We start from the raw sequence: 20,630 nt of genomic DNA, 5'->3' as shown, positions 1-20,630 counted from the left end.
TTTGTAAAATTTCCCACGCCGTTATCCGTGTCATGTTCTTTGCAAAATTTCTGCGCCGTCCCGTCTCCTGCGCAGGAGTTATTCGGTTTTTCCGCACAACTCCCCGCCATTCCGCCCCCTGCGCCAGAGTTATTCGGTTTTTCCGCACATCTGCCAGCCAACCGCTTCCCAAGCCAACAAAAAAAAGCCCGTCTGAAGTCTCTTCGACTTCAGACGGGCTTAGAGGGCGGGCAAGTCCCGCTCCTGCCGGTCTGGCGGCAGCCATATCGCAAACACGGTCTCGCGGCCCGGCTCGCTCCGCGCCTCAATCGTGCCTCCGTGCGCCTCCACGATCGCCCGGGAGATGGAGAGCCCGAGCCCGGATCCGCCGTATTTGCGCGTCCGGGAAGAGTCGCTGCGGTAGAAGCGGTCGAACACGTGCGGCAAATGGGCGGGATCGATCCCGGTCCCGTTGTCGCGGACCTCGATCCGGACGCCGCCGCCGAACCGCTGCAGCGACAGCCCGATCTCCCCCGTTTGGGGATCGGTATGCTGCACGGCGTTGTGGAACAGATTCAGGACGACCTGCTTCATCTTGTCGGCGTCGTACCGGCAAATGAGGCCGGATGCCAGGCGCAGCCGGACATCCCGGCTCCCGGCCAGCATCCGAAGTTGCGGCTCCATCTCCCTTAACGTTTCACCGAGATCGCCCTCCTGGTCTCGCAGGCTTTCCGAGCGATCGAGCTTCGCCAGCGCGAGCAGATCCTCGACCAGCTTCTTCAACCGCTCCGACTCCCCGTACATGCTTCGCAGCGCCTTCTCCAGCTGCTCCGGACGGCTGGATGCGCCGCGGAGCAGCACCTCCAGAAAACCATGGATCGAGGTGAGCGGCGTCCGCAGCTCGTGCGAGGCGTCCGCGACGAATTGACGCATGTGCTCCTTCGCTTCCTTTTCCGCCTCGAACGAAGCGTTCAACCGGTCCAGCATCCCGCCAAGTGAGGCCGACAGGCGCCCGATCTCGGTCGGAATCGGCGTCGCCGGAAAGCGTTCGTCCAGATTGCCCGCGTCAATCCGCTCCACCCGGTCGACCAGATCGGAGAGCGGCGACAGCGTGCGACGCAAGACGGCGCGCAGCGTGATGAGGCCGGCGGCCACCGCGAGTACCGCCAAGCTGACAAACAGCAACAGCTGCTTGTTCAGCGTTTCCTTCAGCGCCGCCGTCCCCGTGCTGATCTGCACGAGCCCTTGCGCACGGCCGGCGGCGCCCAGCGGCCGGAGCACGACCAACTGCTCGCGGCCCGTCTCGTCTTTGGCGATGTAATAAGCCGTTTCGTCGCTTTTGCGGCTCTGGACGGCGGCCTGCTTCATCGCTTCCTCGTATTGCGCGTTCGTCAGCCGGGGAGGTGCGATGCCTCCCACCCATTCCGATATGGCGGTAAAAGCGAGGTCCGACGAAATGATCGCGACCGCCGTATCGGGGATGAACAGCGATCGCGCGGCTCGGACGGCCCACGGCGATTGGCCTCCCGGCCCCGAAGGCGTTTCGCCCGCCGGCAGTTCGGTTGCTGGACTCGCTCCCTGGTCAGCGGCGCCCGCTGGATTGCTCTCCGGAGCTACCCGGCCGGGGCTCGCCAGGCTGCCGGCGGACGGACTGCCGGCAGCGGCGTCCCTCGAATCGCCTTCGGGCGCCGCAACACCGCCATCCGTCGTCCGCCCGCCTTGCCCTGCCTGGTCGCCTTGCCCCGCCTGGTCGGCGTTGTTGCCGGTGGCGATCCGCTCCGCATCCGCCCCCGGCTTTCCGGTTCCGTCTGCGGCGCCATCGCGGATGCGGGCCTCTCCCTGCGCGCTCTGGAGCCACCAGCCCGCGCTGAGCGAACCTTCGGCGATAGCGCTGGCGACCGCGCCACGTGGCGGGCGAAAGCCTTTGTCCCGCCACACCTCCGGAGGCAGCGACAACAGCTGACCTTGCAGCGCGGAGGCTTTGTTTTCGTAGGTGAACTTGCGCATGAGCACATATTGAAACAAGCCGATGAACACGAGCAGAACGGCGAGCACGAGGAGGGAGCGGGACAGCAGCTGCAGCCGAAGGGACCCTCGCAGCGATGCGCCGGCCGGCGGCGTGCGCGGCTCGCCCGGGGCGTGTCTTAGCCGCTTCATGGCAGATCGACCCGGTATCCGGAACCGCGCAGCGTGCGGATCAGCCGATGCTCGCGGTCTCCGAGCTTCTCCCGGAGCGAACGGATGTACACTTCAACGATGTTCTCGTCCCCGCCGAAGTCATAGCCCCATACTTTCTCGAGAATGAGCGCCTTGCTCGTGACGATCCCGTGGTTGACGACGAGGAACTTCAGCAGCTCGTACTCGGTCGGCGAAAGCTCCAGTATGCGGCTGTAGTACTGGATTTCCTTGCGCCGGTCTTCGATCCGGAACGGACCGAACGACGCCTCCCCGACGAGCATCGGGAACTGGTTGCGGATCCGCGCGTGGATGCGCGCGAGCAGCTCCTCGAAGCTGAACGGCTTCACCATATAGTCGTCGGCTCCGAGCATCAAGCCTTTGACCCGGTCGTCCACCTCATCCTTGGCCGTCAGCATGATGACCGCGACGTTTTCGGACTTTTTGAGCGTCCGGCACACCTCGAAGCCGTCCATCCCCGGCATCATGACGTCGAGGATGGCCACATGCGTGCGAAACAGCGGGAGGAGCGTCAATGCCGCCATCCCGTCCGGCGCCGTCTTCACCTCGAAGCCTTCATTCAACAGCCCGAGCTCCAGAAACTGCAAAATATTCGGCTCGTCGTCCACGACGAGAATACGGACGCCTTTGATCGGGTTCATCGGTTCGTTCGCTCCTTCTGCGCATCTATTGCTCCCAGGTGGCGTCCATGGCCTCCGGGTCTTTGCCCATCGATCCTCCCTATGGCTCTTGGTTCGCGGCTATATCCAGCCCTTCTCCTTCATGGCCCTCGTTCTGCGTCCTTGTCCGTTTGTTCCCCTTCTATAGCCTTGGACCGCGCCCTTGTCCATTCGTTCCTCTCTATGGCCCTTGGTCCGCGGCTATCAAGCCCTTCTCCTCTATGCCACTCGACCCACGTGCATGTCCCTTCGTTCCACGACATGGCCCCGGAGCGCCGCCTTTCCCCAGCATCGCGTCTATCGCCCTTGATCGCTCTATTATCCTTCCCGAGGCTGAAACGTGCCTGAAACGAAGCTGAAAATCGGCTGAAGCCTCGTCGCCCTACCGCGCAAGGAACGAACCAAAACCAAAAAGCCGGATTCCCGCTTGGGAATCCGGCAGGCATCGCCAGAGGAGATCAATAAGTCATCAGGGAGACGACGTCTACGCCGCCCAGCTTTTCGCGTCCGTTCAGGTAGCTGAGCTCGATCAGGAACGCCGCGCCCGCGATCTCGCCGCCCAACTGCTGGATCAGATTGATCGTCGTTGCGATCGTGCCGCCTGTCGCGAGCAAGTCGTCTGCAATGAGCACCTTTTGTCCGGGCAAGATCGCGTCTTTGTGTACCGCGAGCTTGTCCTTGCCGTACTCCAGATCGTAGCCGACTTCGACCGTTTCGCCGGGGAGCTTGCCCGACTTGCGGATCGGCACGAAGCCCACGCCGAGCGCCAGCGCCAGCGGAGCGCCGATGACGAAGCCGCGCGCCTCGGGGCCTGCGACGACGTCGATGTCCCAGCCTTGGACCTGCTCCTTCAGCGCGTCGATCGCGGCTTGGTATACCTTGCCGTTATTGAGAAGCGTCGTGATATCCTTGAACCGGATGCCCGGCTGCGGGAAATCGGGAATGACGCGGATATAATCTTTGAAATTCATGCGGTGAGATCCTCTCCTCCAATGGACTGTACGAATTGCATTATACACTTGTTGCCGTCGTCACGCCACGCTTAAGCATTTGCCAGCTGGCGCAGCCAGGCCTGCAGCTTCGAAAAGCTCATGCCCGCGAGCGCGGCCGCTTCCGCGCGCCGCTGCGCCTTGCGGTAGCGCTCGGATTCGTCGAGCGCCCGGCGCGGCGGATTCGCGACGACCTGCACCGAAGCCCGGTGCCGCCTGATAAAGCCGAGCTCGTCGAATATCTCCTGCATCAGACGCACGGCGGCGAGCGGCCAGCCGGTCCGATCCGCGACCTGCCGCAAAAAGCCGTCCGGCGCGTCGATCCATTCCGCCTGGCGGCGGAACAGCGCGTACACCTGGCCGAATTGCTCCCGGGTCGGAAATACGAAATCCGCACCGTCCCCGGACGCATCCCGGCTATCGTCGGCGAACAGATGGATTTCTTCGAGCGGCCCGCAATCCCGCATTGCGCAGGCGAGCCCGTCGAGCGCGTCGGCGCCATCCGGCAAACCGACGAGCGCGAGCCGGACCCCGCCCGCATGCCGCCTGGCATAGGGCGACTCGTCCGGTGCTCCGTCCGCCGGCACCCGACCGGCGGCCAGCCGCGATCCGTCGACGTAAAGCGCGGCGCCATGGAGCGCGATCGCGGCCGACTCCAGCCGCGCCAACGCCTGCGTCGACGCGCCCAGAACGAGCAGCGGCCCGGGCGCGTCGGCTAGCAAACGCAGCGCCTTCGTCCAATCCCGCTCCTGCCGGCGATCGAGCACGGGCAGCGCGGCGGGACGCCAATCCTGCAGCATGAACTGCACGCGGCGGCTGCCGTTCCACTCGTTGATCGCGAGCTCGCCCAGCACGTCGACCGCACCGCTGCCGATCAGCCTCGCCGCTTCTTCGCCGAAGCCGAAGCCGACCGCCTCCAGCCTTCGGCCGCCTTGGGCGAGCAGGGCGCGCAGATGCTTGCCCTCCTTGCCCATCGCCTTCGCGTCGGCGACCGACGCCTCGCGCAGGACGAGCCGCGGCGTCGGATTGCCGTTGCCGTAAGGCTCGAGGGCGCTCAACTGTTCCGCGGCCTCGAGCGTCAGCTCCGCCGCCTGGCAGCGCAGGTCCGCCTTCTTTTTCGGCGTCCAGTCTTCGGCCGTCAGCCAAGCCGCCGCCAGCGCGCCCAGCTTCGCCTCGAGCGCTTCGACCTTGTCCCTGCGGATCGTCATGCCCGCGGCCGCCTGGTGCCCGCCGAAGTGCTCCATCTCGTCCGCGCATTCGCGCAGCGCCGCATACAGATCGAAGCCGTCGATCGAACGGGCCGACCCTTTGCACTTGCCGGTCTCCGGATCGTGCGCGAGCACGACCGTCGGCCGATAGTGGCGCTCCACCAGCTTCGAGGCGACGAGACCCGCGATCCCCGCGTTCCACCCGTCTCCCGCCAGCACGATGACCGGCAGCGGCACGCCGCCGTTCTCGGCGATTCGCCGCTGCCAGGCCGCCTCCGCCTCGACTACCGTCTCGTCCACGAGCTGCTGGCGCTCCCGATTCAGTTGGTCCAGCGCAAGCGCGAGCCGTTCGGCCTCCTCGTCGTCTTCCGCGACGAGCAGCCGCACCGCGCCGTCCGCTTCGGCCAGACGCCCACCGGCATTGAGCCGCGGGGCGAGCCCGAACGCGATCCGGCCGCTGGACAGCCGGCCCGGCTCCGCGCCGCAAATTGCCGCGAGCGCCCGGATGCCGGGCGAAGGACGCCGGTTCATCTCGGCGAGCCCGAGCTTGACGATCGCGCGGTTTTCATCCGTCAGCGGCATGAGATCCGCGACAATGCCGATGGCCGCAAGGTCGGATAAGGAGAGGTCCGGCTCACCGATCAAAGCGTGCGCCAGCTTGAAGGCGACGCCCGCGCCGGACAAACCCTTGAACGGATATGTACAGTCCGGCTGCTTCGGATTGACGAGCGCGACCGCGGCGTCCGGCAGCACGGGCGGGGCCTCGTGGTGGTCGGTTACGACGACGTCGATGCCAAGCTCGCGGGCGTAGGCAATTTGCTCGACGGCGCTGATGCCGTTGTCGACCGTGATCAGCAGCTTCACGCCCGCCTCCGCCGCCAGATCGATCGCGCCGGCGTTCAGGCCGTAGCCCTCGCGGCTGCGATGCGGAATGTACGTATCGAACCGCGCGCCCAGCCTGCGCAGCAGCCTCGTCATGAGCGCCGTCGAGGTGACGCCGTCCGCGTCGTAATCGCCGTAGACGCGGATATACTCGCCCGCGTCCAGCGCCTGCCGGATCCGGGCGACCGCTTCGCGCATCCCTTTCATCCCGAACGGGTCGTGAAACTGCTGCGGACCCGCTTCCAGAAAACGCCGCGCCTCGGCCGGGTCGGTCCAGCCCCGCGCGGCGAGCAGCCGACCGACCAGCGGCGGCACGTCAAGCGCGGCCGCCAGCTCCGCCGCCGCGCCTTCGTCCGGATCCGAGATCGTCCATCGGTATTTCTGTCTCAATTCCTTTCCTCCTCGTCGATTGCTGCGGCTTTTCGCTTCTCCGGGCACGATGGTTCCGCGCAAACTCCTCCAAGCCCAATCAAACAGCAACTCCGCCCGACGGCGGAGCGGGCGCTCACCTATCGCACGCCCGAAAGACGAGGACTCCGCCGGAGTGCGGCGGAGTCGGCTCGTCTATTGGAGAAGCGTCGGGAGCTCTTCTTCGTGATGGTTGGACTTGTAGGGGTAGCCGGGATCGTAAGGCTCCACGCGAATGCTCGCATCCGTCACGTGCAGGAACCGCTTGGTCAGCTGGCGCCGCACGCGGAGCGCGACATCGTGGCCTTCGAAGACGGAGATGCGGGGGTTGACCCGAATGACGACTTCCACGAAGACGTAGTGTCCTTGCTCCCGCGCCCTCAGCTCGTCGACGGCGACGACGCCGTCCACCCGTTGAATCGCCTCGAGCAGCGACTGGACGTCGACCTCGTCGGCGCCGCGGCGCTCGACGGCGCGGATGGCCGACGACGCCTGGCGAAAGCCCATCCGGAGGACGAAGACGCCGACGACGAGGCCGGCGGCCGGGTCGAGCACATATAGGACCGGCATATGGAGCAGGTCGCCCGTCATCGCGCCCGTCGCGCCGACGAGTGCCGTCAGCGAGGCGAAGACGTCGGCGCGATCCCCGCGCGCCGTCTCCGTCCGGATGCCGAGCTTGGCGTCGTGATGGCGCTTGTAGCGAACGAGCCCTTCCCGGACGCCCATGCCCGCGGCGATGACGACGACGGCGCCCCAGCCCGGGGCCTTGTCCTCGCCGGACGCGATCGAACGCAAGGACGAAAGCCCGATTTCCAGACCGGCCAGCAGCAGGAGCGCCGACATGACGACGGCGATCACCGCTTCGGACGACTGGCGGTCGTCCTGCGCATATGCTGGCCTTCCGGCACGCCGCAGCCGCATGTAAGCGGTCGTCGCGCCTGCGAAATCCGCGGCGGAATGGCAAGCATCCGCCATCAGCGCTTTACTTCCGGTTAGCCAGCCCGCCGCGGCTTTGCAGACCGACAGCCCGAGCAGTCCCCAGAGGGATACTTTGACGCCGTGCTCGACGTGAACGGTCCGATATTCCGTCATGGCCTAGCCTCCTCTTAACGTAGCCGGATCAAGGAGCGGTTTGCGCCTTGACCGGCTTGTTCGGCTTCGCTCTGCGCTTCATCCAGAACCACAGCGGGCTCGCGATGAAGATCGAAGAATACGCGCCGCTGATCAAACCGAAGATCATGGCAAGAGAGAACATCTTGATCGATTCGCTGCCGAAAATGTACAAGCACAGGGCGGCGAAAGCGACCGTCAGAACGGTATTGATGGACCGGGTCAGCGTCTGGAGAATGCTGTCGTTGACGACTTTGGCGAGATCCGCTTCGGATTTGACTTTCGCGAAGCGCATATTCTCGCGGATCCGGTCGAAGATGACGACGGTGTCGTTGATCGAGTAGCCGATGATGGTCAGGACCGCCACGATAAACGGCAGGTTGACCTCCAGCCGGAAAATCGAGAACAGCGTGATGACGATGAAGGCGTCATAGAGCAGCGCGAGAACCGAAGCGATGGCGTACCGCCATTCGAAGCGGATCGCGATGTAGATGATGATCCCGAGGCTCGCGATCAGGATGCCGCGAAGGGCGTTGACCTGCTGCTCCTTGGCGATGTCGACGTCGACGATGTTTTTCTCGAACGACGCTTTGTCGTCGAACTGCTTTTTGAAGTCCGTCTCCAGCTTCGCCTGGTCCGCTTCGGTCAGCGCGTGCTTGAAGCGGACGGAGATGCGCTCGGCGGCGACGGTCGTCGTATGGTCGCCGAGATTTTCGTCCGCGAGGAACTGCTTGACCTTCGCGTCGTCCACCGGCTTCGTGACGCTGATGTCGACCGAAGTGCCCGACTGGAAGTCGATTCCGTAGTTGAGCCCGAAAATGGAGAGCGAGAGAACGCCCAGCAGCACGAGGACGATCGAGATCGCCATGAGCGGCTTGCTCCACTTCATGAAGTCGAAGTCGTGGAACTTATAGCGCACGGATCTCACTCTCCTTTACGCCATAATAGGATAGTTTGTTGAACTTGCCGCTCTTGACGATCAGATGCATGAAGAAACGCGGCAGGAAGATGTTGGTCAGGATGTTGATGATGATGCTCGCCAACAGGACGACGGCGAAGCCCTTGACGGAGCCTTGGCCGATGAAGTACAGCACGGCGCCGGCGATGAGGTTCGTGATGTGGGCGTCGATGATCGTGCGGAAGCTGTTCTTGTTCCCCGCGCGAAGCGAAGAAGGAATGCTCTTGCCGGAACGAATCTCGTCCTTGATCCGTTCGGCGGTGATGATGTTCGAGTCGACGGCGATCCCGATCCCGAGCACGAAAGCCGCGATGCCGGGCAGCGTCAGCGTCGCGCCCATCAGCCACATGACGGCGAGCAGCAGCCAGACGAACACGATCAGACAGATGTTGGCCACCAGGCCGGGCAGCCGGTAGAAGAAGAACATGAAGAGCAGAATCATGGCCGAAGCGATGCCGCCGGCGAGCAGCGTCTCTTCGAGCGACTTCTGCCCGAGCGTCGCGCCGACGCTTTGCGTATATTTCTCGGTCAGCTTCAGCGGCAGGGCGCCGAGATTGATCGTATCGGCGAGCGCCTTGGCGTCGGCGGGCGTCGGTTGGCCCGAAATGACGGCCGTGCCGTCCATGAAGGTCGACTGGACGACGGGATCGGACAACAGGTCTTCGTCCAGGTAGATGGCGAGGCGCTGCTTCGGCACCGAGCCGGACAAGCGCGAGGAAATCTCTTCGAATTTCTTCTTGTCCTTGACCTTGATCGCGACGAGCGGCTCGCGCAGGTTGTTGTATTCGACCTTGGCCGCGCCTTCGACGAATTCGTCCCCGTTCAGCTCGATTTTGCAGTAGTCGGTCTCGGACTTGCAGCCATCCGCGCTGCGGAAAGTCAAACTGGCCGGCTTCTTCAGCATCGTGCGAACTTCTTCCTCGTTCGCGACGCCCGCGATCTTGACGCGGATCCGGTTTTTGCCTTCGGTCGTGACCTCGGGCTCTGCGATCCCCGTGCTGTTAATGCGCTTCTCGATGCTCTCCGCCGTTTTGTTCAGCGAATCCTTGGTAACTTGGCCTTCTCCCGTCAACGGAGAAGCTTCGTACAAAATCTCGAAGCCGCCTTTCAAATCGAGCCCGAGCTTGGTATCGTGCAGCAATCCGGGGCTTGTCCATGCGATAACCCCGAACGAGACGAGTACCACGAGCACGAAAGCGAGCATACGGTTCATGTTGTGTTGCCGACCCCTTTCGATTCTCAATGTTCCTATTATACCTACGCGCTTAAATGGAAGTCAATTTGTCGAAAAAGCCGGGAACGCCCCGAAAACGCCCATGCAGCGCGGCTCTTCCCCGTTTCCCGACGCGTCTTTTCCCGTCGCCGGACGCCTTCCTTGGACGTATATCGGCGGGCGGTTGCCCGCTGCCGGGTCGCCTTCGTCCCTTTCGGCGGCACCTCCGTTCCACGACGAAAAAGACCGTCCCGCAAGTCCTCGACTCTCGCAAGACGGCCGATCTTTGCTCCGAGCCCGCACCGCTTCGGCTCCGCAAGCGGCTTAGCGCCGCTTTTCCCCGCGGTACATGCTCAGAGTGATGAAGTTCATGTACTGCGTCACCTTCAGGGACAGGATGTCGTTCACGACCGCGTGCAGCGGAGGGGTGCCGCTCTTGTGGTATTTGTCGCTGACGCATTCCCAGACATCCGGTCCGCTCACCTGATCGTACCCGAGCAGCCGGAACTCCTCCGCTTTGCTCTCGCACAGCTGCGCGAGCGTGCTGTTCAACTCGGGTCCCCCGCCCGCTTTCAGCTCTTCCTCCGATTCCGTCACGGCAGCTCCTCCTCTCCCCGACGCCTTGGCTGCGCCTTCGGCGTTCAATCGCTCATCGGACTGTATGACTTCTCCGCCCCGGTCCGATATTCCTGCACGCGCGAAGCGAAATCGCAGGGCTTGTCATGAGTTCGGACAAACCCCGCATAAGCTGTGAAATAAAGCCAGTACCCGAAAAAGAGGGATGACCATGTCCGTTCGCAAGCAAACCTTCATCCAGGGCGCCATGATCCTGTTGGCCGCGGGGCTTGTCAACCGCCTGCTCGGCTTCGTTCCCCGCATCGCCCTGCCCCGGCTGATCGGTGCCGAAGGCGTCGGCCTCATCCAGCTCGTCTTTCCTTTTCTCATCGTCATGCTCACCGTCATCACCGGCGGCCTCCCGCTTGCCGTCGCCAAGATGGTCGCCGAAGCGGACTCCCGCGGTCGCAACGGCGAATCGCGCAAGGTGCTTCGCATCGCGATGTCGATCGCGCTGAGCCTCGGATTGATCGCCGCCGCGGTCTGTCTTGCGCTGGCCGACTGGATTTCGTCCCGCATCATGACCGATCCGCGGGTGCACACGGCCTTTTTGGCCATCATCCCGGTGATGCCGCTCGTGGCCGCGTCCTCCGTTTGGCGGGGGTACTTTCAAGGCAAGCAAAACATGATCCCGCCCGCAATCTCGCAGACGGTCGAAACGATCGTGCGCATCGTCCTGACGCTCCTGCTCGCCTATCTGCTGCTGCCGTTCGGAATCGAAGCCGCCGCGGCTGGCGCCATGTTGGGCACGGGCGCGGGAGAACTGGCGGGCCTGCTCGTCCTGTGGGTGCAGGTCCGGCGAGAGCGGGCCCGGCCTGACGAGACGCCTCGAGACGGGCAATTGCCCGCGGTCGAAGCCGCTGCGACACGGAAGCTGTCGCGCAGCCTGATCGGCCTGGCGCTGCCGGTGACGGGAAGCCGGATGATCGGCTCGCTCTCCTATCTGCTGGAATCGATCCTGACGACGCGCAGCCTCGTGCTCGCCGGCCTGACGGCGGCGGCCGCGACGACCCAGTACGGCGCGCTGCAAGGGATGGCGATCCCGCTCATTCTCTTGCCGGGGACACTGACGTTCTCCTTGGCGACGTCGCTCGTTCCTTCGCTCTCCGAAGCCGCCGCCGTAAACGATTGGGCCGCCATCCAAAAGCGTCTGCACCAATCCATGCGGCTCGCGGTCGTCACCGGCGCGCCGTTCGTCGCGCTCATGACGCTGTTCGCCGATCCGCTCTGCGCCATCCTGTACGGAGACGCCTCGGTCGGCAGCATGCTGGGCTGGCTGGCGCCCGTCGCCGTCTTCCTTTATATGCAATCGCCGCTCCAGGCCGCGTTGCAAGCGCTGAACCGGCCGGGCACGGCGCTGTTCAATACGTTCGTCGGCGCGATGGTAAAGCTCGTGCTTATCATCCAGCTGGCTTCGCGCCCCGAACTCGGCATCAAGGGCGCCGTCATCGCCATCTCCGTCAATATGGCGCTCGTCACGCTGCTGCATTGGATCAGCGTCGCGCGATTGACGGGCTTTCGGCTGCTCCCGAGCGACTTTCTTAAAGTCGGCGCCGCGATGACCGTGATGGGCGCCGTCGCGCTGTGGGTGTGGAACCGCAATTTGCTGCCCGGCCGCGTCTGGGATCTGTCGGCCGCGTCCGCCATCTCTATCGTCGTCTATCTAGTGCTCCTCGTCGCGATGAAGCTGATCGACCGGCATGACGTGGCCCGCGTGCCGATCCTGGGCCGGCTGTTCCGGTAATTACCGCTTCCGGTCGACATAGAGCCGGCCCCGGTGATCGAGGCTGCAGAAAAACACCTGTCCCACGTCCTTGATCCCCCGCTCCCGCAGCTCCTGCTTCAGCCAAAACAGATTGCGGCCGCTTTTCGCCAAATTGTCCTCCTGCACTTCGCCGTCGAGGATGAGCGGCAGGGGCAGCACCTCGTAGCGGAAACGAGGCTGCTGCAACCCGTGCTGCGGTTCGTCGGCGGCGCCTGCCGGATCCCGCCGTCGGTCGCGCAAATCCTCCCGTTCGGGCACCGCCGCCCGGGGCAGAACGGACAGCTTGCCGCTCGATTCGAGGACGGCCAACTCGACTTGGTTCACATTGTCCACCTTGTTCTCCCGAAGCTGCATCATCAGGTCGTCCAGACTGTAACGCTGGCGCTTCATTTCCTCCCAGTTCAGATGGCCGCCGCTGATGATGACGCTGGGCGATCCGTCGAACCACATGCGCAGCTTGCGGCTTTTCAAGGTAAAGTAGGAGATCGCGAGTTGAATGAGGACGAGCATCACCATCGGCGCGATCGTGATCCAGAGCGACCGGTCCGTGCTCTCGATCGAGAGCACGGCGATTTCGGCGAGCATGATCGAGATGACCATGTCAAAGACGGACAGCTTGCCGATCTCGCGTTTGCCCATCAGTCGCAGGACGAAGAACACGAAGAAATACATCAGCGTCGTGCGCGACAAAACCGCCGTCAGTTCCACGCGAATTTCCTCCTCAGTCATTCTCGGGAAAGTCTGCATGCGCTTGTAGTGTCACCGCTGCCCGCCGCGCTCATGCAATTCGGGCGCGCGCCGGAAAAAATGGCAAAGCGCCTTGTACTACCCGCCCGAACAAGCCCATACAATGGTACAAAATGCGTATTCGCGAAGGAGTGCATGCCGATGAATCCGATTCCCCGCGTCTCAGGCTTCCGCATCACCTCCCCCTTGCTGTCCGGCATCGTCTGGTCGATCATCTGGCTGGGGGCGGGGACTTTGCTATTATCCTTGCTGCTCTACAGCTCCTCGCTGTCCGAATCCAACATCCTGCCTTGGGTGTACGGAACGCACGGCGCGGCGTCGCTCGCCGGCGGCTTCACCTCGGCGCGGCGGTCCGGCAAACGCGGGTGGTACATCGGCGCCATGACCGGGCTGCTCTATGTCGTTCTGGTCATCCTCACCGGTTTCCTGTCCCAGAACATCGACTGGTCCTCCCGCATTCCGCTGCTCGCGATCGTCGCGCTTTTCGCCGGCGCATTCGGCGGCATGCTCGGCGTAAATACGGGGAGCGCCGGATCGTCCGGGGGCAAACGGTAAACGATTGGCGGCCGCTAGACGGGCAGCGGTCATTTTGGCAAAACGGCAAATCAAGGGCGGTCCGGGAGCGCAGGCGTTCCGAGGACCGTCTTTTTAGCACGGCGGGATACTAGCTCCCTTCCTTTTGGGGCATATTGGCAACTAGACAACCACAAAGCAGGGGGACTATCCAATGTGGGCCATCCATTCCATGGCGACGATCTCGGCGCTCACCGCTGTCGCCGCCGCTTTGCTGATCCGCTGGGTCGGCGGACGGGGGCCGCTCGAAGCGGTCGGCATCTGGCTGCGCCTGCTCGCCGTATCGCCGAGGGCGCTGCTCTTTTTCGCGGCACTGCTGACGATTTTGCTCGCGAACAAATACGAGCTTCGGCTGGAGGCGCTGTTTCCCGAACCGAAGGACCTCACTGCCGCGTTGACGGACTGGGAAGGCGCGTGGCAGGGGCGGCTGCAGCGGCGATTGGCGTCGCCCGCGCTTACTTGGACTTGCGCGCTATTGTACCTCGTGATTTTTCAAGCATTCGTGATCACCTCCATTACGTTGTATGCGAGCGAACGGAACAAGCGGCTGTATTACGCGTTTTGCACGGCTTTGCTGCTCGACTACTTGATCGCGATGCCGTTTTTTTTGCTTCTTCCGGTAAACGAGGCTTGGCATGTCGCGCCTCAGATTCGTTTTCTGATGCTCGACGTTTATCCCGAGTTCGAGTCCCAGTACCGGCGTCTGTCCGGCCTCGACAATTGTTTCCCGAGCCTGCATACCGCCATTTCCGTCACGACGGCGCTCATCGCGCTAAGGTCCGGCCGGCGAAAATGGGCGCTGCTCGCTTGGCTTCACGCCGGAGCGATCCTGTTCTCGATTTTTTACCTCGGCATCCATTGGGCGACCGATATGCTGGCCGGGATCGCGCTCGCGGCAGTCGCTTCGGCGACAGGCTGGGCAGTCGGGGGTTGGGCGGCACGCGCGGATCGTCCCGAGGAAGGCCGGAGCCTGCGGGGCAAGCTGGCCTCCTCCCGATATACCGGGTCTTGAACGCGCCGTAGACGGAATTGCAAGTGAAAACGGCTTTGCCGTCTTCCCCGATGGCGACTCGTTTTTTCGGAGGTCATACAGAAGTAGATAGGGGTAAAACTTATCCATTCTGTATGACACAAAATGGCTGCTCGTCTCCCTCTCGGGAAACAGGCAGCCATTTGCTTGGATCGGAACAGCGTCAATCAAGCTTCTCCTTCGGATTTCTCCTGGGAACGCGCCGTGACGTTGTTGATCGCCGAACGTTCGAACGTCAGCTTCGTGACGTCGTTCACTTTCAAAACGATGGTATCGTCGGTGATTTGATCGATCGAGCCGTGGAGACCGCCGATCGTCGTCACCTTGTCGCCCTTTTTCAGCGCGCGCAGCATGGAGTTGCGATCTTTCGATTTTTTCTGTTGCGGGCGAATCAGCAGGAAGTAGAAGATGACGAACATGAGCACGAACGGCAAAAGCGTCATCAGCAAGCTGCTTCCGCCTGCGTTGTCAGCCAAATAAAGCATCGTATATCCCCCCTTTCGTCAGAATCCGCTTTCGTTATGGGCCATGCCGTATTTCTCGAAGAACTCATCCCGGAAGTCGCCCAAGCGGTCTTCGCGGATGGCTTGTCTGACTTCGGCCATCAGATGGACGAGGAAATGCAAGTTGTGAATCGTCGTCAGCCGCAGGCCGAACATCTCGTCGGCCCGGATCAGGTGGCGGATGTAGGCACGGGAATAATGCCGGCAGGCGTAGCAATCGCACTCGGGATCGATCGGACCGAAGTCCTCCGCGAACTTGGCGTTTTTGACGACGAGCCGGCCTTGGCTCGTCATCGTCGTGCCGTTGCGGGCGATCCGCGTCGGCAGGACGCAATCGAACATATCGACGCCGCGGATGCTGCCTTCGACGAGCGCGTCCGGCGATCCGACCCCCATCAGGTAACGGGGCTTGTTGCTCGGGAGCAGCGGAACCGTATGCTCCAGCACCTCGTACATGATGTCCTTGGATTCGCCTACGCTCAAACCCCCAATAGCATACCCCGGAAAATCCAGGGAAGTCAAATCCGCCGCGCTTTGCGCGCGAAGGTCTTTGTGCATGCCGCCCTGGACGATCGCGAACAGCCCTTGGTCGTGAGGCCGGGCATGCGCCTTCAGGCATCGCTCCGCCCAGCGGCTCGTCCGTTCGGTCGACTGCTTGACGTATTCGTATTCGGCCGGATAGGGCGGACATTCGTCGAACGCCATCATAATATCCGAGCCGAGGGCGTTTTGGACGTTCGTCGCCACTTCCGGCGAGAGGAACAGCTTGTCGCCGTTCAAGTGAGAGCGGAACGCCACGCCCTCCTCCGTAATTTTGCGCATCTCCGCCAAGGAGAACACTTGGAAGCCGCCGCTGTCCGTCAGGATCGGGCGGTCCCAGTTCATCATCTTGTGCAAGCCGCCCGCCGCCCGCACAAGCTCGTGGCCGGGCCGGAGAAACAGGTGGTACGTGTTGCTCAGGATGATTTGCGCGTTCAACGCCTTGAGCTCTTCGGGGCTGATGCCCTTAACGGTCGCCTGCGTCCCGACGGGCATAAACGTCGGCGTATCGATGACGCCGTGGGGCGTGTGCACGCGGCCCAGACGGGCGCCCGTCTGAGCGCAGGTCTTGATCAATTCGTAGCGAATGGCGGACATGGTACGAAAATCGGTCCCTTCTCTAGGTGATGAACATCGCGTCGCCGAAGCTGAAAAAGCGGTATTGCTCGGCGACGGCCTCACGGTAGGCCGAGAGAATTGCTTCGCGGCCGGCGAGGGCGCTGACGAGCATCACGAGCGTCGACTTCGGCAAATGAAAGTTCGTCAGCAGGGCGTTTACGAGGCGGAATTCATAGCCCGGATAAATGAAAATATCCGTCCATCCGCTGCACGGTTCGATCGGCCTTTCGCCGAACCGTCCTCCGACCGTCTCCAACGTGCGGGCCGAGGTCGTGCCTACCGCGACGACGCGTCCGCCTTCGGCCCGAGCCCGATTCAGCAGGGCCGCGCTCTCCGGACTGACGGAGTACCATTCCTCGTGCATCCGATGTTCCAGGACGTTCTCGACCGCCACCGGGCGGAAGGTGCCGAGGCCGACGTGCAGCGTCACCCGGCAGATCCGGACGCCCCATGCCTCGAGCTCGGCCAGGAAGTCGTCCGTAAAATGGAGACCGGCCGTCGGCGCCGCGGCGGAGCCTTCGTGACGGGCGTAAACCGTCTGATAACGGTCGCGGTCGTCCAGTCTTTCCTTTATATAAGGAGGCAGCGGCATCTCGCCGAGCCGATCCAGCAATTCGTTAAAGATGCCTTCATAGGCAAAACGGATGAGTCTGGCGCCCATCTCGCCTTCTTCTTCTACGACGGCGGTGAGAATCGGTTTCACTTTTTGTTCCGAATCGAGATCCGCGCCGCCAAAATGCAGGATCGCGCCTTTGCGGATCTTCTTGCCGGGACGTACGAGTGCCTCCCATAGGTCGCCTTCGATATTTTTGAGCAGCAATAGCTCGACCTTGGCGCCCGTATCCGCCTTGGTGCCGAACAGGCGCGCGGGGATCACCTTCGTATCGTTCAGGACGAGCGTGTCGCCCGGGCGAAGATAGTCCTTCAAGTCCCGAAAGGACCGATGCTCGACCGCGCCGGTGTCGCGGTGCAGGACAAGCAGTCGGGAAGACGTTCGGTCCTTTAGCGGCGTCTGCGCGATCAGGCGCTCGGGCAATTCAAAGTCATAATCGCTTACGTTCATCCGTTGCCATCCTTCTCCAGCGCAATATCCTTATAATAGTATTTCAGAATCGATTGATAGTCATACCCTTGGTCGGCCAGACCTTTGGCCCCCCATTGCGACAAGCCGAGGCCGTGACCGTTGCCTTGGCCGCTGATGACGAATTGCGCCTGCGCCGTAATGGCGCGGATTTTGCCGCCGCCGCTCAGTACGATCGCGCTGCCGCTGTCGAACGAACGCGTGGCGCCGTCGCCGCCAAGCACCTGAAGCGGGCCGGACTGAACGGGCAGCTCGCGCTTGGCGCCGTCCGCTCCCATGACAGTGAAGCGGCCCGTCTCCTCGATTTCGAACAGCGTGCTCTTGACGCCGCCCAGCGCGCTGCGCAGATTGTCGCCCGTAATCGCGACGGGCTTGCCGTTGGCCGACAGCTTGATCGCCCGGCCGGACGCGCCCTTCTCGGATACTTCCAGCGTCTGCAGCGGTCCTTGAATCTTGTTGCTCGCGCCCAGCTTGTTATTGAGATTGGTCAGCAACTGATCTCCTGTGTATGGACCCTCAACCCAGCTGTAGTTCGTATATTCGGGCACTTTGTCCAGCAGGACGGCGGTCGCACCGGCGTTCAACCGCGCAAGCGGGGTTACGTCGTTCTGAACGAGCGGGATTTTCCGCACCGCCACGTCGTTCGCCGTCACCCGGACCACCGGCAGGCCGGCGTCGTTTTTCTGCCCTTGATCGGCGGCCATGTCGCTCCGGATATAGCCAATCTCGCCCGTGCTCAGCGCGATCCGGAACCAGTCCGGCTTGCCCTGCTGCGGCCCTTCGTCGGGACTCTTGACGACGCCGGCGAGATAGGGCGTCGTATTGCCCCAGATCTCGACCGGATCGGCCGTGATGCCGCCCGCGTTCGACGAGAACACGGCGTTGATGATTTTGCCGCCGGACGTCATAACTTCGCCGGCCGTCGCTTGGACGCCCGCGATGGCGCTCGGATTTTCCGAGGTCGTGCCGTTGTACGCCTGACTGTATGTAGAGTCCACGACCTGGGCTACCTGATACTGGTTGCCCATCGACAGCGCGTAGGAACGTGCGGCGACGGCTTGCGCCTTTTGCGCCTCGGCGGGCCAGCTCGACGGAATTTCGGCGCCGACGACGGCGTACAAATACTGCTCGAGGCCGACAACGTTCACAACGGCCAGGTTGTTGTTCAGCACGCTCATCTCCAGATTGCCGCGGTAGCTTCGCTTGCTGCGCTCGACGACCTGGATGGGCGCGTCGCCGGCCGGGCCGGCGAGCAGCGCGGCGGTCGAGCCCGCGGGAAGCCCGTAGAGCGGGACGGCCGCGCCGGCCGGGTTGGCCGTCACGTCGTTGCGGACGACCGCGTACGGATCGTTCGAAGCCGGCTTTGCAACTGCGAAGCCGGCAGCCGACGCGGCCTGCAGGACGCGATCCTGCTCGCCCGCGTCCGAGGCTTGACCGACGCGGACGACGTAGGAGGCGCCGCCGGCAGCGGGCTTCACCGCCGGGAAGGCGTCCAGCCCGGCATTGCCGATCTGCTCGGCTGCAGCGGCCGCTTCGGCCAAGCTGCTATAGGGGCCGGCTTCGACGGCCAACGGCCCGCCGACAAAAGCGGGCGTGAGCGACGATCCGCCCGCGACGCCGGCGTTCGTCCATTTGGAGAGCGCGGACTTGGCGAGCGCGGCCGTCGCGAAGCCGCCTTCGGATACCTGATAAACGGCCGCGCCCCGCTTGATCAGCTTGGTCACGGCGCCGGCCTTGGAGGAGGCCTGGATCTTTTTCAGCGCGTTCGCCGCGGCGGTCGGATCCGCCGTTTCCAGCACGACGACGCGATAGCCGTCAACCGCGAACCGGACCGAAGCGCCTGCCGCGATCGTCGCGAAAGCGCCGCCTGCTTGCCAGGAGAGCGAAATGCCGTCGGTCGACACGAGGGTCGCTGACGGCGTCGTCGACTGATACTTCGACCCCAGATCCAGGAAGAGCGCCACTCGAATCTGCTGGGGCACCGAGACGGCCCCGTAGGCAGGCACGCTGGCCGACGTCAAAGCGAGCGCCGCGAGCATCGCGGCGGTAAGCCGCGTGCGGCGGCGTTGAGACAAGGTCATGTTGGTTTCCCTCCGTCGTTCGGTTTAGTGTCCGGCAGCCGGCATACGCCGTCCGCGCAGATAGGGGTGCGTCCGAAAAGCCGGTACCGATGCCTCGCGATGAGGCGGTACAGCGCCCGGCTGACGCCCTTCATGCCGGGCAAGCCGCCCAAGACGGCCAGCCAGCGCAGCGAAGGCACCTCCTGCAGAAGCCGCATGACGGCCTCCGAGCCGCCGTACAGCCGGCCTGCTTCGTCCGTTACGTGCAGTTGGGCGGCCAGGCGCTCCGCGGGCACATGCGCGATCGCGGGCCAGGAAGGAATCGATCCTTCTTCGAGCGACTGCAGCGTCGCGTAGCGTATCTCGCTCCGCGTGCGCAGCGTCTGCAGCTTGGCGACGGTGGCAAGACACAGATTGCATTCTCCGTCGTAGACGACGGTCAGCGCGGGACGGGGCAATGCGTCGTCCCCTCGCCAGTTCATGACGGCTCCGGCACGGGCAGGCCCAGATGCCGGTAAGCCGCATGGGTCACGATCCGTCCGCGGGGCGTCCGCTGAAGGAAGCCGATCTGCATTAGGTACGGCTCGTAGACGTCTTCGATCGTCTGGCTCTCCTCGCCGATCGACGCTGCGATCGTGTCGACGCCGACCGGGCCGCCGCGAAAGCTTTGGATCATCGCCTGCAGCATTTTGTGGTCGATCGCGTCGAGTCCCATCGGGTCGACCTGGATGCGCTCGAGCGCCTCGCGGGCGAGCTGCTCGGTGATGATGCCGTCGCCGCGCACTTGGGCGTGGTCCCGCACCCGCTTGAGCAGCCGGTTCGCGATCCGGGGCGTCCCCCGGGCGCGCCGCGCGATCTCCCGCGACGCCTCGCCCAGAATGCCGACGTTCAGCAGATCCGACGTCCGGCTGACGATATAGGCTAGCTCGTCCTCCGTATAGAATTCGAGACGGCTCACGACGCCGAACCGGTCGCGCAACGGCGCCGACAGCAATCCCGCGCGTGTCGTCGCGCCGATCAGCGTGAACCTTGGCAGATCGAGCCGCATCGACCTCGCGCTCGGCCCTTTGCCGATTACGAAATCCAGCGCGAAGTCCTCCATCGCGGGATACAGCACTTCCTCGACGGTGCGATGTAAACGGTGGATCTCGTCGATGAACAGCACGTCGTTCTCCTGCAGATTCGACAGGATCGCCGCCAAATCCCCGGGCCGCTCAATCGCAGGTCCGCTGGTCGTGCGGATATTGACGCCGAGTTCGTTGGCGATGATGTTGGACAGCGTCGTCTTGCCGAGGCCCGGCGGGCCGTACAGCAGGACGTGGTCGAGCGCCTCCTGGCGCAGCTTCGCCGCCTCGATATAGATTTTCATGTTTTCTTTAACTTGCGATTGGCCGATGTATTCGGCCAAATATCGCGGACGCAGGCTGAATTCAGCCGGTCCGTCCTCTACCATCAAATGAGCGGTCACGATCCGGTCTTCCACCCGTACGGCCCCC

Annotated in this window: 18 protein-coding genes; 3 read left to right on the top strand and 15 right to left on the bottom strand. The window is 63.4% G+C overall.

Going from position 1 to position 20,630, the window contains the following annotated elements; genetic code table 11:
• Window positions 1-219 precede the first annotated feature (219 nt).
• The 8 genes from LKX83_RS28080 to LKX83_RS28045 all read right to left on the bottom strand — a co-directional run bounded on the left by LKX83_RS28080 (window position 220) and on the right by LKX83_RS28045 (window position 10,199).
• Complete coding sequence (locus LKX83_RS28080; RefSeq protein WP_227886155.1) at window positions 220-2,136, bottom strand: ATP-binding protein; 1,917 nt, start codon at window positions 2,134-2,136, stop codon at window positions 220-222.
• Window positions 2,133-2,816 carry a response regulator transcription factor gene (locus tag LKX83_RS28075; protein ID WP_227886154.1) on the bottom strand — a complete coding sequence of 228 codons (684 nt, stop codon included), beginning with the start codon at window positions 2,814-2,816 and terminating at the stop codon, window positions 2,133-2,135. The genes LKX83_RS28080 and LKX83_RS28075 overlap by 4 nt, the downstream gene beginning before the upstream one ends.
• 476 nt (window positions 2,817-3,292) lie before the next feature.
• Window positions 3,293-3,805, bottom strand: a complete 513-nt coding sequence (locus tag LKX83_RS28070) for an adenine phosphoribosyltransferase (RefSeq protein ID WP_227886153.1) — start codon at window positions 3,803-3,805, stop codon at window positions 3,293-3,295.
• Between the two features lie 71 nt (window positions 3,806-3,876).
• The gene (recJ, locus tag LKX83_RS28065) at window positions 3,877-6,303 is read right to left on the bottom strand and encodes a single-stranded-DNA-specific exonuclease RecJ (RefSeq protein WP_227886152.1); all 2,427 of its coding nucleotides are present in this window, start codon (window positions 6,301-6,303) and stop codon (window positions 3,877-3,879) included.
• Between the two features lie 174 nt (window positions 6,304-6,477).
• Window positions 6,478-7,413, bottom strand: coding sequence for a cation diffusion facilitator family transporter (locus LKX83_RS28060; protein ID WP_227886151.1), 936 nt, complete (start codon window positions 7,411-7,413; stop codon window positions 6,478-6,480).
• A gap of 28 nt (window positions 7,414-7,441) precedes the next feature.
• Window positions 7,442-8,350, bottom strand: coding sequence for a protein translocase subunit SecF (gene secF, locus LKX83_RS28055; RefSeq protein ID WP_227886150.1), 909 nt, complete (start codon window positions 8,348-8,350; stop codon window positions 7,442-7,444).
• Window positions 8,340-9,602: a protein translocase subunit SecD gene (gene secD, locus LKX83_RS28050; protein WP_227886149.1), complete on the bottom strand. Its 1,263-nt coding sequence runs from the start codon at window positions 9,600-9,602 to the stop codon at window positions 8,340-8,342. The genes secF and secD overlap by 11 nt, the downstream gene beginning before the upstream one ends.
• A gap of 324 nt (window positions 9,603-9,926) precedes the next feature.
• A complete protein-coding gene (locus LKX83_RS28045) occupies window positions 9,927-10,199 on the bottom strand; it encodes a post-transcriptional regulator (protein ID WP_227886148.1) in 273 nt (90 codons plus the stop codon).
• A 190-nt stretch (window positions 10,200-10,389) separates the two neighbouring features.
• On the opposite strand from LKX83_RS28045, the gene spoVB reads away from it, so the two are divergent.
• The gene (gene spoVB / locus LKX83_RS28040; RefSeq protein WP_227886147.1) at window positions 10,390-11,961 is read left to right on the top strand and encodes a stage V sporulation protein B; all 1,572 of its coding nucleotides are present in this window, start codon (window positions 10,390-10,392) and stop codon (window positions 11,959-11,961) included.
• On the opposite strand, the gene LKX83_RS28035 is transcribed toward spoVB, so the two are convergent.
• Window positions 11,962-12,690, bottom strand: coding sequence for a YetF domain-containing protein (locus LKX83_RS28035; protein WP_227886146.1), 729 nt, complete (start codon window positions 12,688-12,690; stop codon window positions 11,962-11,964).
• 180 nt (window positions 12,691-12,870) lie between these two features.
• Here LKX83_RS28035 and LKX83_RS28030 point away from each other — a divergent pair, with 180 nt between their 5' ends.
• Together LKX83_RS28030 and LKX83_RS28025 are read left to right on the top strand one after the other, a co-directional pair.
• Window positions 12,871-13,284 carry a TIGR04086 family membrane protein gene (locus LKX83_RS28030; protein WP_227886145.1) on the top strand — a complete coding sequence of 138 codons (414 nt, stop codon included), beginning with the start codon at window positions 12,871-12,873 and terminating at the stop codon, window positions 13,282-13,284.
• A gap of 172 nt (window positions 13,285-13,456) precedes the next feature.
• Window positions 13,457-14,314 carry a phosphatase PAP2 family protein gene (locus LKX83_RS28025; RefSeq protein WP_227886144.1) on the top strand — a complete coding sequence of 286 codons (858 nt, stop codon included), beginning with the start codon at window positions 13,457-13,459 and terminating at the stop codon, window positions 14,312-14,314.
• A gap of 185 nt (window positions 14,315-14,499) precedes the next feature.
• Here LKX83_RS28025 and yajC read toward each other — a convergent pair whose 3' ends face one another.
• Genes yajC through ruvB form a run of 6 tightly spaced genes read right to left on the bottom strand, consistent with a single transcriptional unit; the run spans window position 14,500 to window position 20,617 of the window.
• Entirely contained in the window at window positions 14,500-14,817 is a 318-nt protein-coding gene (gene yajC / locus LKX83_RS28020; RefSeq protein WP_227886143.1) for a preprotein translocase subunit YajC, read from the bottom strand.
• 18 nt (window positions 14,818-14,835) lie between these two features.
• Complete coding sequence (tgt, locus tag LKX83_RS28015) at window positions 14,836-15,972, bottom strand: tRNA guanosine(34) transglycosylase Tgt (RefSeq protein WP_227886142.1); 1,137 nt, start codon at window positions 15,970-15,972, stop codon at window positions 14,836-14,838.
• A gap of 22 nt (window positions 15,973-15,994) precedes the next feature.
• Complete coding sequence (gene queA / locus LKX83_RS28010; protein ID WP_227886141.1) at window positions 15,995-17,056, bottom strand: tRNA preQ1(34) S-adenosylmethionine ribosyltransferase-isomerase QueA; 1,062 nt, start codon at window positions 17,054-17,056, stop codon at window positions 15,995-15,997.
• On the bottom strand, window positions 17,053-19,155 hold the full coding sequence (locus LKX83_RS34175; RefSeq protein WP_304518356.1) for a SpoIID/LytB domain-containing protein: 2,103 nt from the start codon (window positions 19,153-19,155) through the stop codon (window positions 17,053-17,055). Before LKX83_RS34175 ends, queA begins: the two co-directional genes overlap by 4 nt.
• Entirely contained in the window at window positions 19,152-19,616 is a 465-nt protein-coding gene (locus LKX83_RS28000; protein ID WP_227886140.1) for a thiol-disulfide oxidoreductase DCC family protein, read from the bottom strand. The genes LKX83_RS34175 and LKX83_RS28000 overlap by 4 nt, the downstream gene beginning before the upstream one ends.
• Entirely contained in the window at window positions 19,613-20,617 is a 1,005-nt protein-coding gene (gene ruvB / locus LKX83_RS27995; RefSeq protein ID WP_227886139.1) for a Holliday junction branch migration DNA helicase RuvB, read from the bottom strand. Before ruvB ends, LKX83_RS28000 begins: the two co-directional genes overlap by 4 nt.
• Window positions 20,618-20,630: the final 13 nt, after the last annotated feature.

The sequence above is a fragment of the Cohnella baijiui genome (assembly GCF_020731285.1).
In the GTDB taxonomy this organism is placed as follows: Bacteria; Bacillota; Bacilli; order Paenibacillales; family Paenibacillaceae; genus Cohnella.
This window is presented reverse-complemented; position numbering and strand designations above follow the sequence as displayed.

Bases quoted from the DNA above. Each gene is read 5' to 3' on its own strand.
- LKX83_RS28080 (WP_227886155.1), bottom strand. From the start codon at position 2,136: ATGAAGCGGCTAAGACACGCCCCGGGCGAGCCGCGCACGCCGCCGGCC.
- LKX83_RS28075 (WP_227886154.1), bottom strand. From the start codon at position 2,816: ATGAACCCGATCAAAGGCGTCCGTATTCTCGTCGTGGACGACGAGCCG.
- LKX83_RS28070 (WP_227886153.1), bottom strand. From the start codon at position 3,805: ATGAATTTCAAAGATTATATCCGCGTCATTCCCGATTTCCCGCAGCCG.
- LKX83_RS28060 (WP_227886151.1), bottom strand. From the start codon at position 7,413: ATGACGGAATATCGGACCGTTCACGTCGAGCACGGCGTCAAAGTATCC.
- secD (WP_227886149.1), bottom strand. From the start codon at position 9,602: ATGAACCGTATGCTCGCTTTCGTGCTCGTGGTACTCGTCTCGTTCGGG.
- spoVB (WP_227886147.1), top strand. From the start codon at position 10,390: ATGTCCGTTCGCAAGCAAACCTTCATCCAGGGCGCCATGATCCTGTTG.
- LKX83_RS28030 (WP_227886145.1), top strand. From the start codon at position 12,871: ATGAATCCGATTCCCCGCGTCTCAGGCTTCCGCATCACCTCCCCCTTG.
- LKX83_RS28025 (WP_227886144.1), top strand. From the start codon at position 13,457: ATGTGGGCCATCCATTCCATGGCGACGATCTCGGCGCTCACCGCTGTC.
- yajC (WP_227886143.1), bottom strand. From the start codon at position 14,817: ATGCTTTATTTGGCTGACAACGCAGGCGGAAGCAGCTTGCTGATGACG.
- tgt (WP_227886142.1), bottom strand. From the start codon at position 15,972: ATGTCCGCCATTCGCTACGAATTGATCAAGACCTGCGCTCAGACGGGC.
- queA (WP_227886141.1), bottom strand. From the start codon at position 17,056: ATGAACGTAAGCGATTATGACTTTGAATTGCCCGAGCGCCTGATCGCG.
- LKX83_RS34175 (WP_304518356.1), bottom strand. From the start codon at position 19,155: ATGACCTTGTCTCAACGCCGCCGCACGCGGCTTACCGCCGCGATGCTC.
- LKX83_RS28000 (WP_227886140.1), bottom strand. From the start codon at position 19,616: ATGAACTGGCGAGGGGACGACGCATTGCCCCGTCCCGCGCTGACCGTC.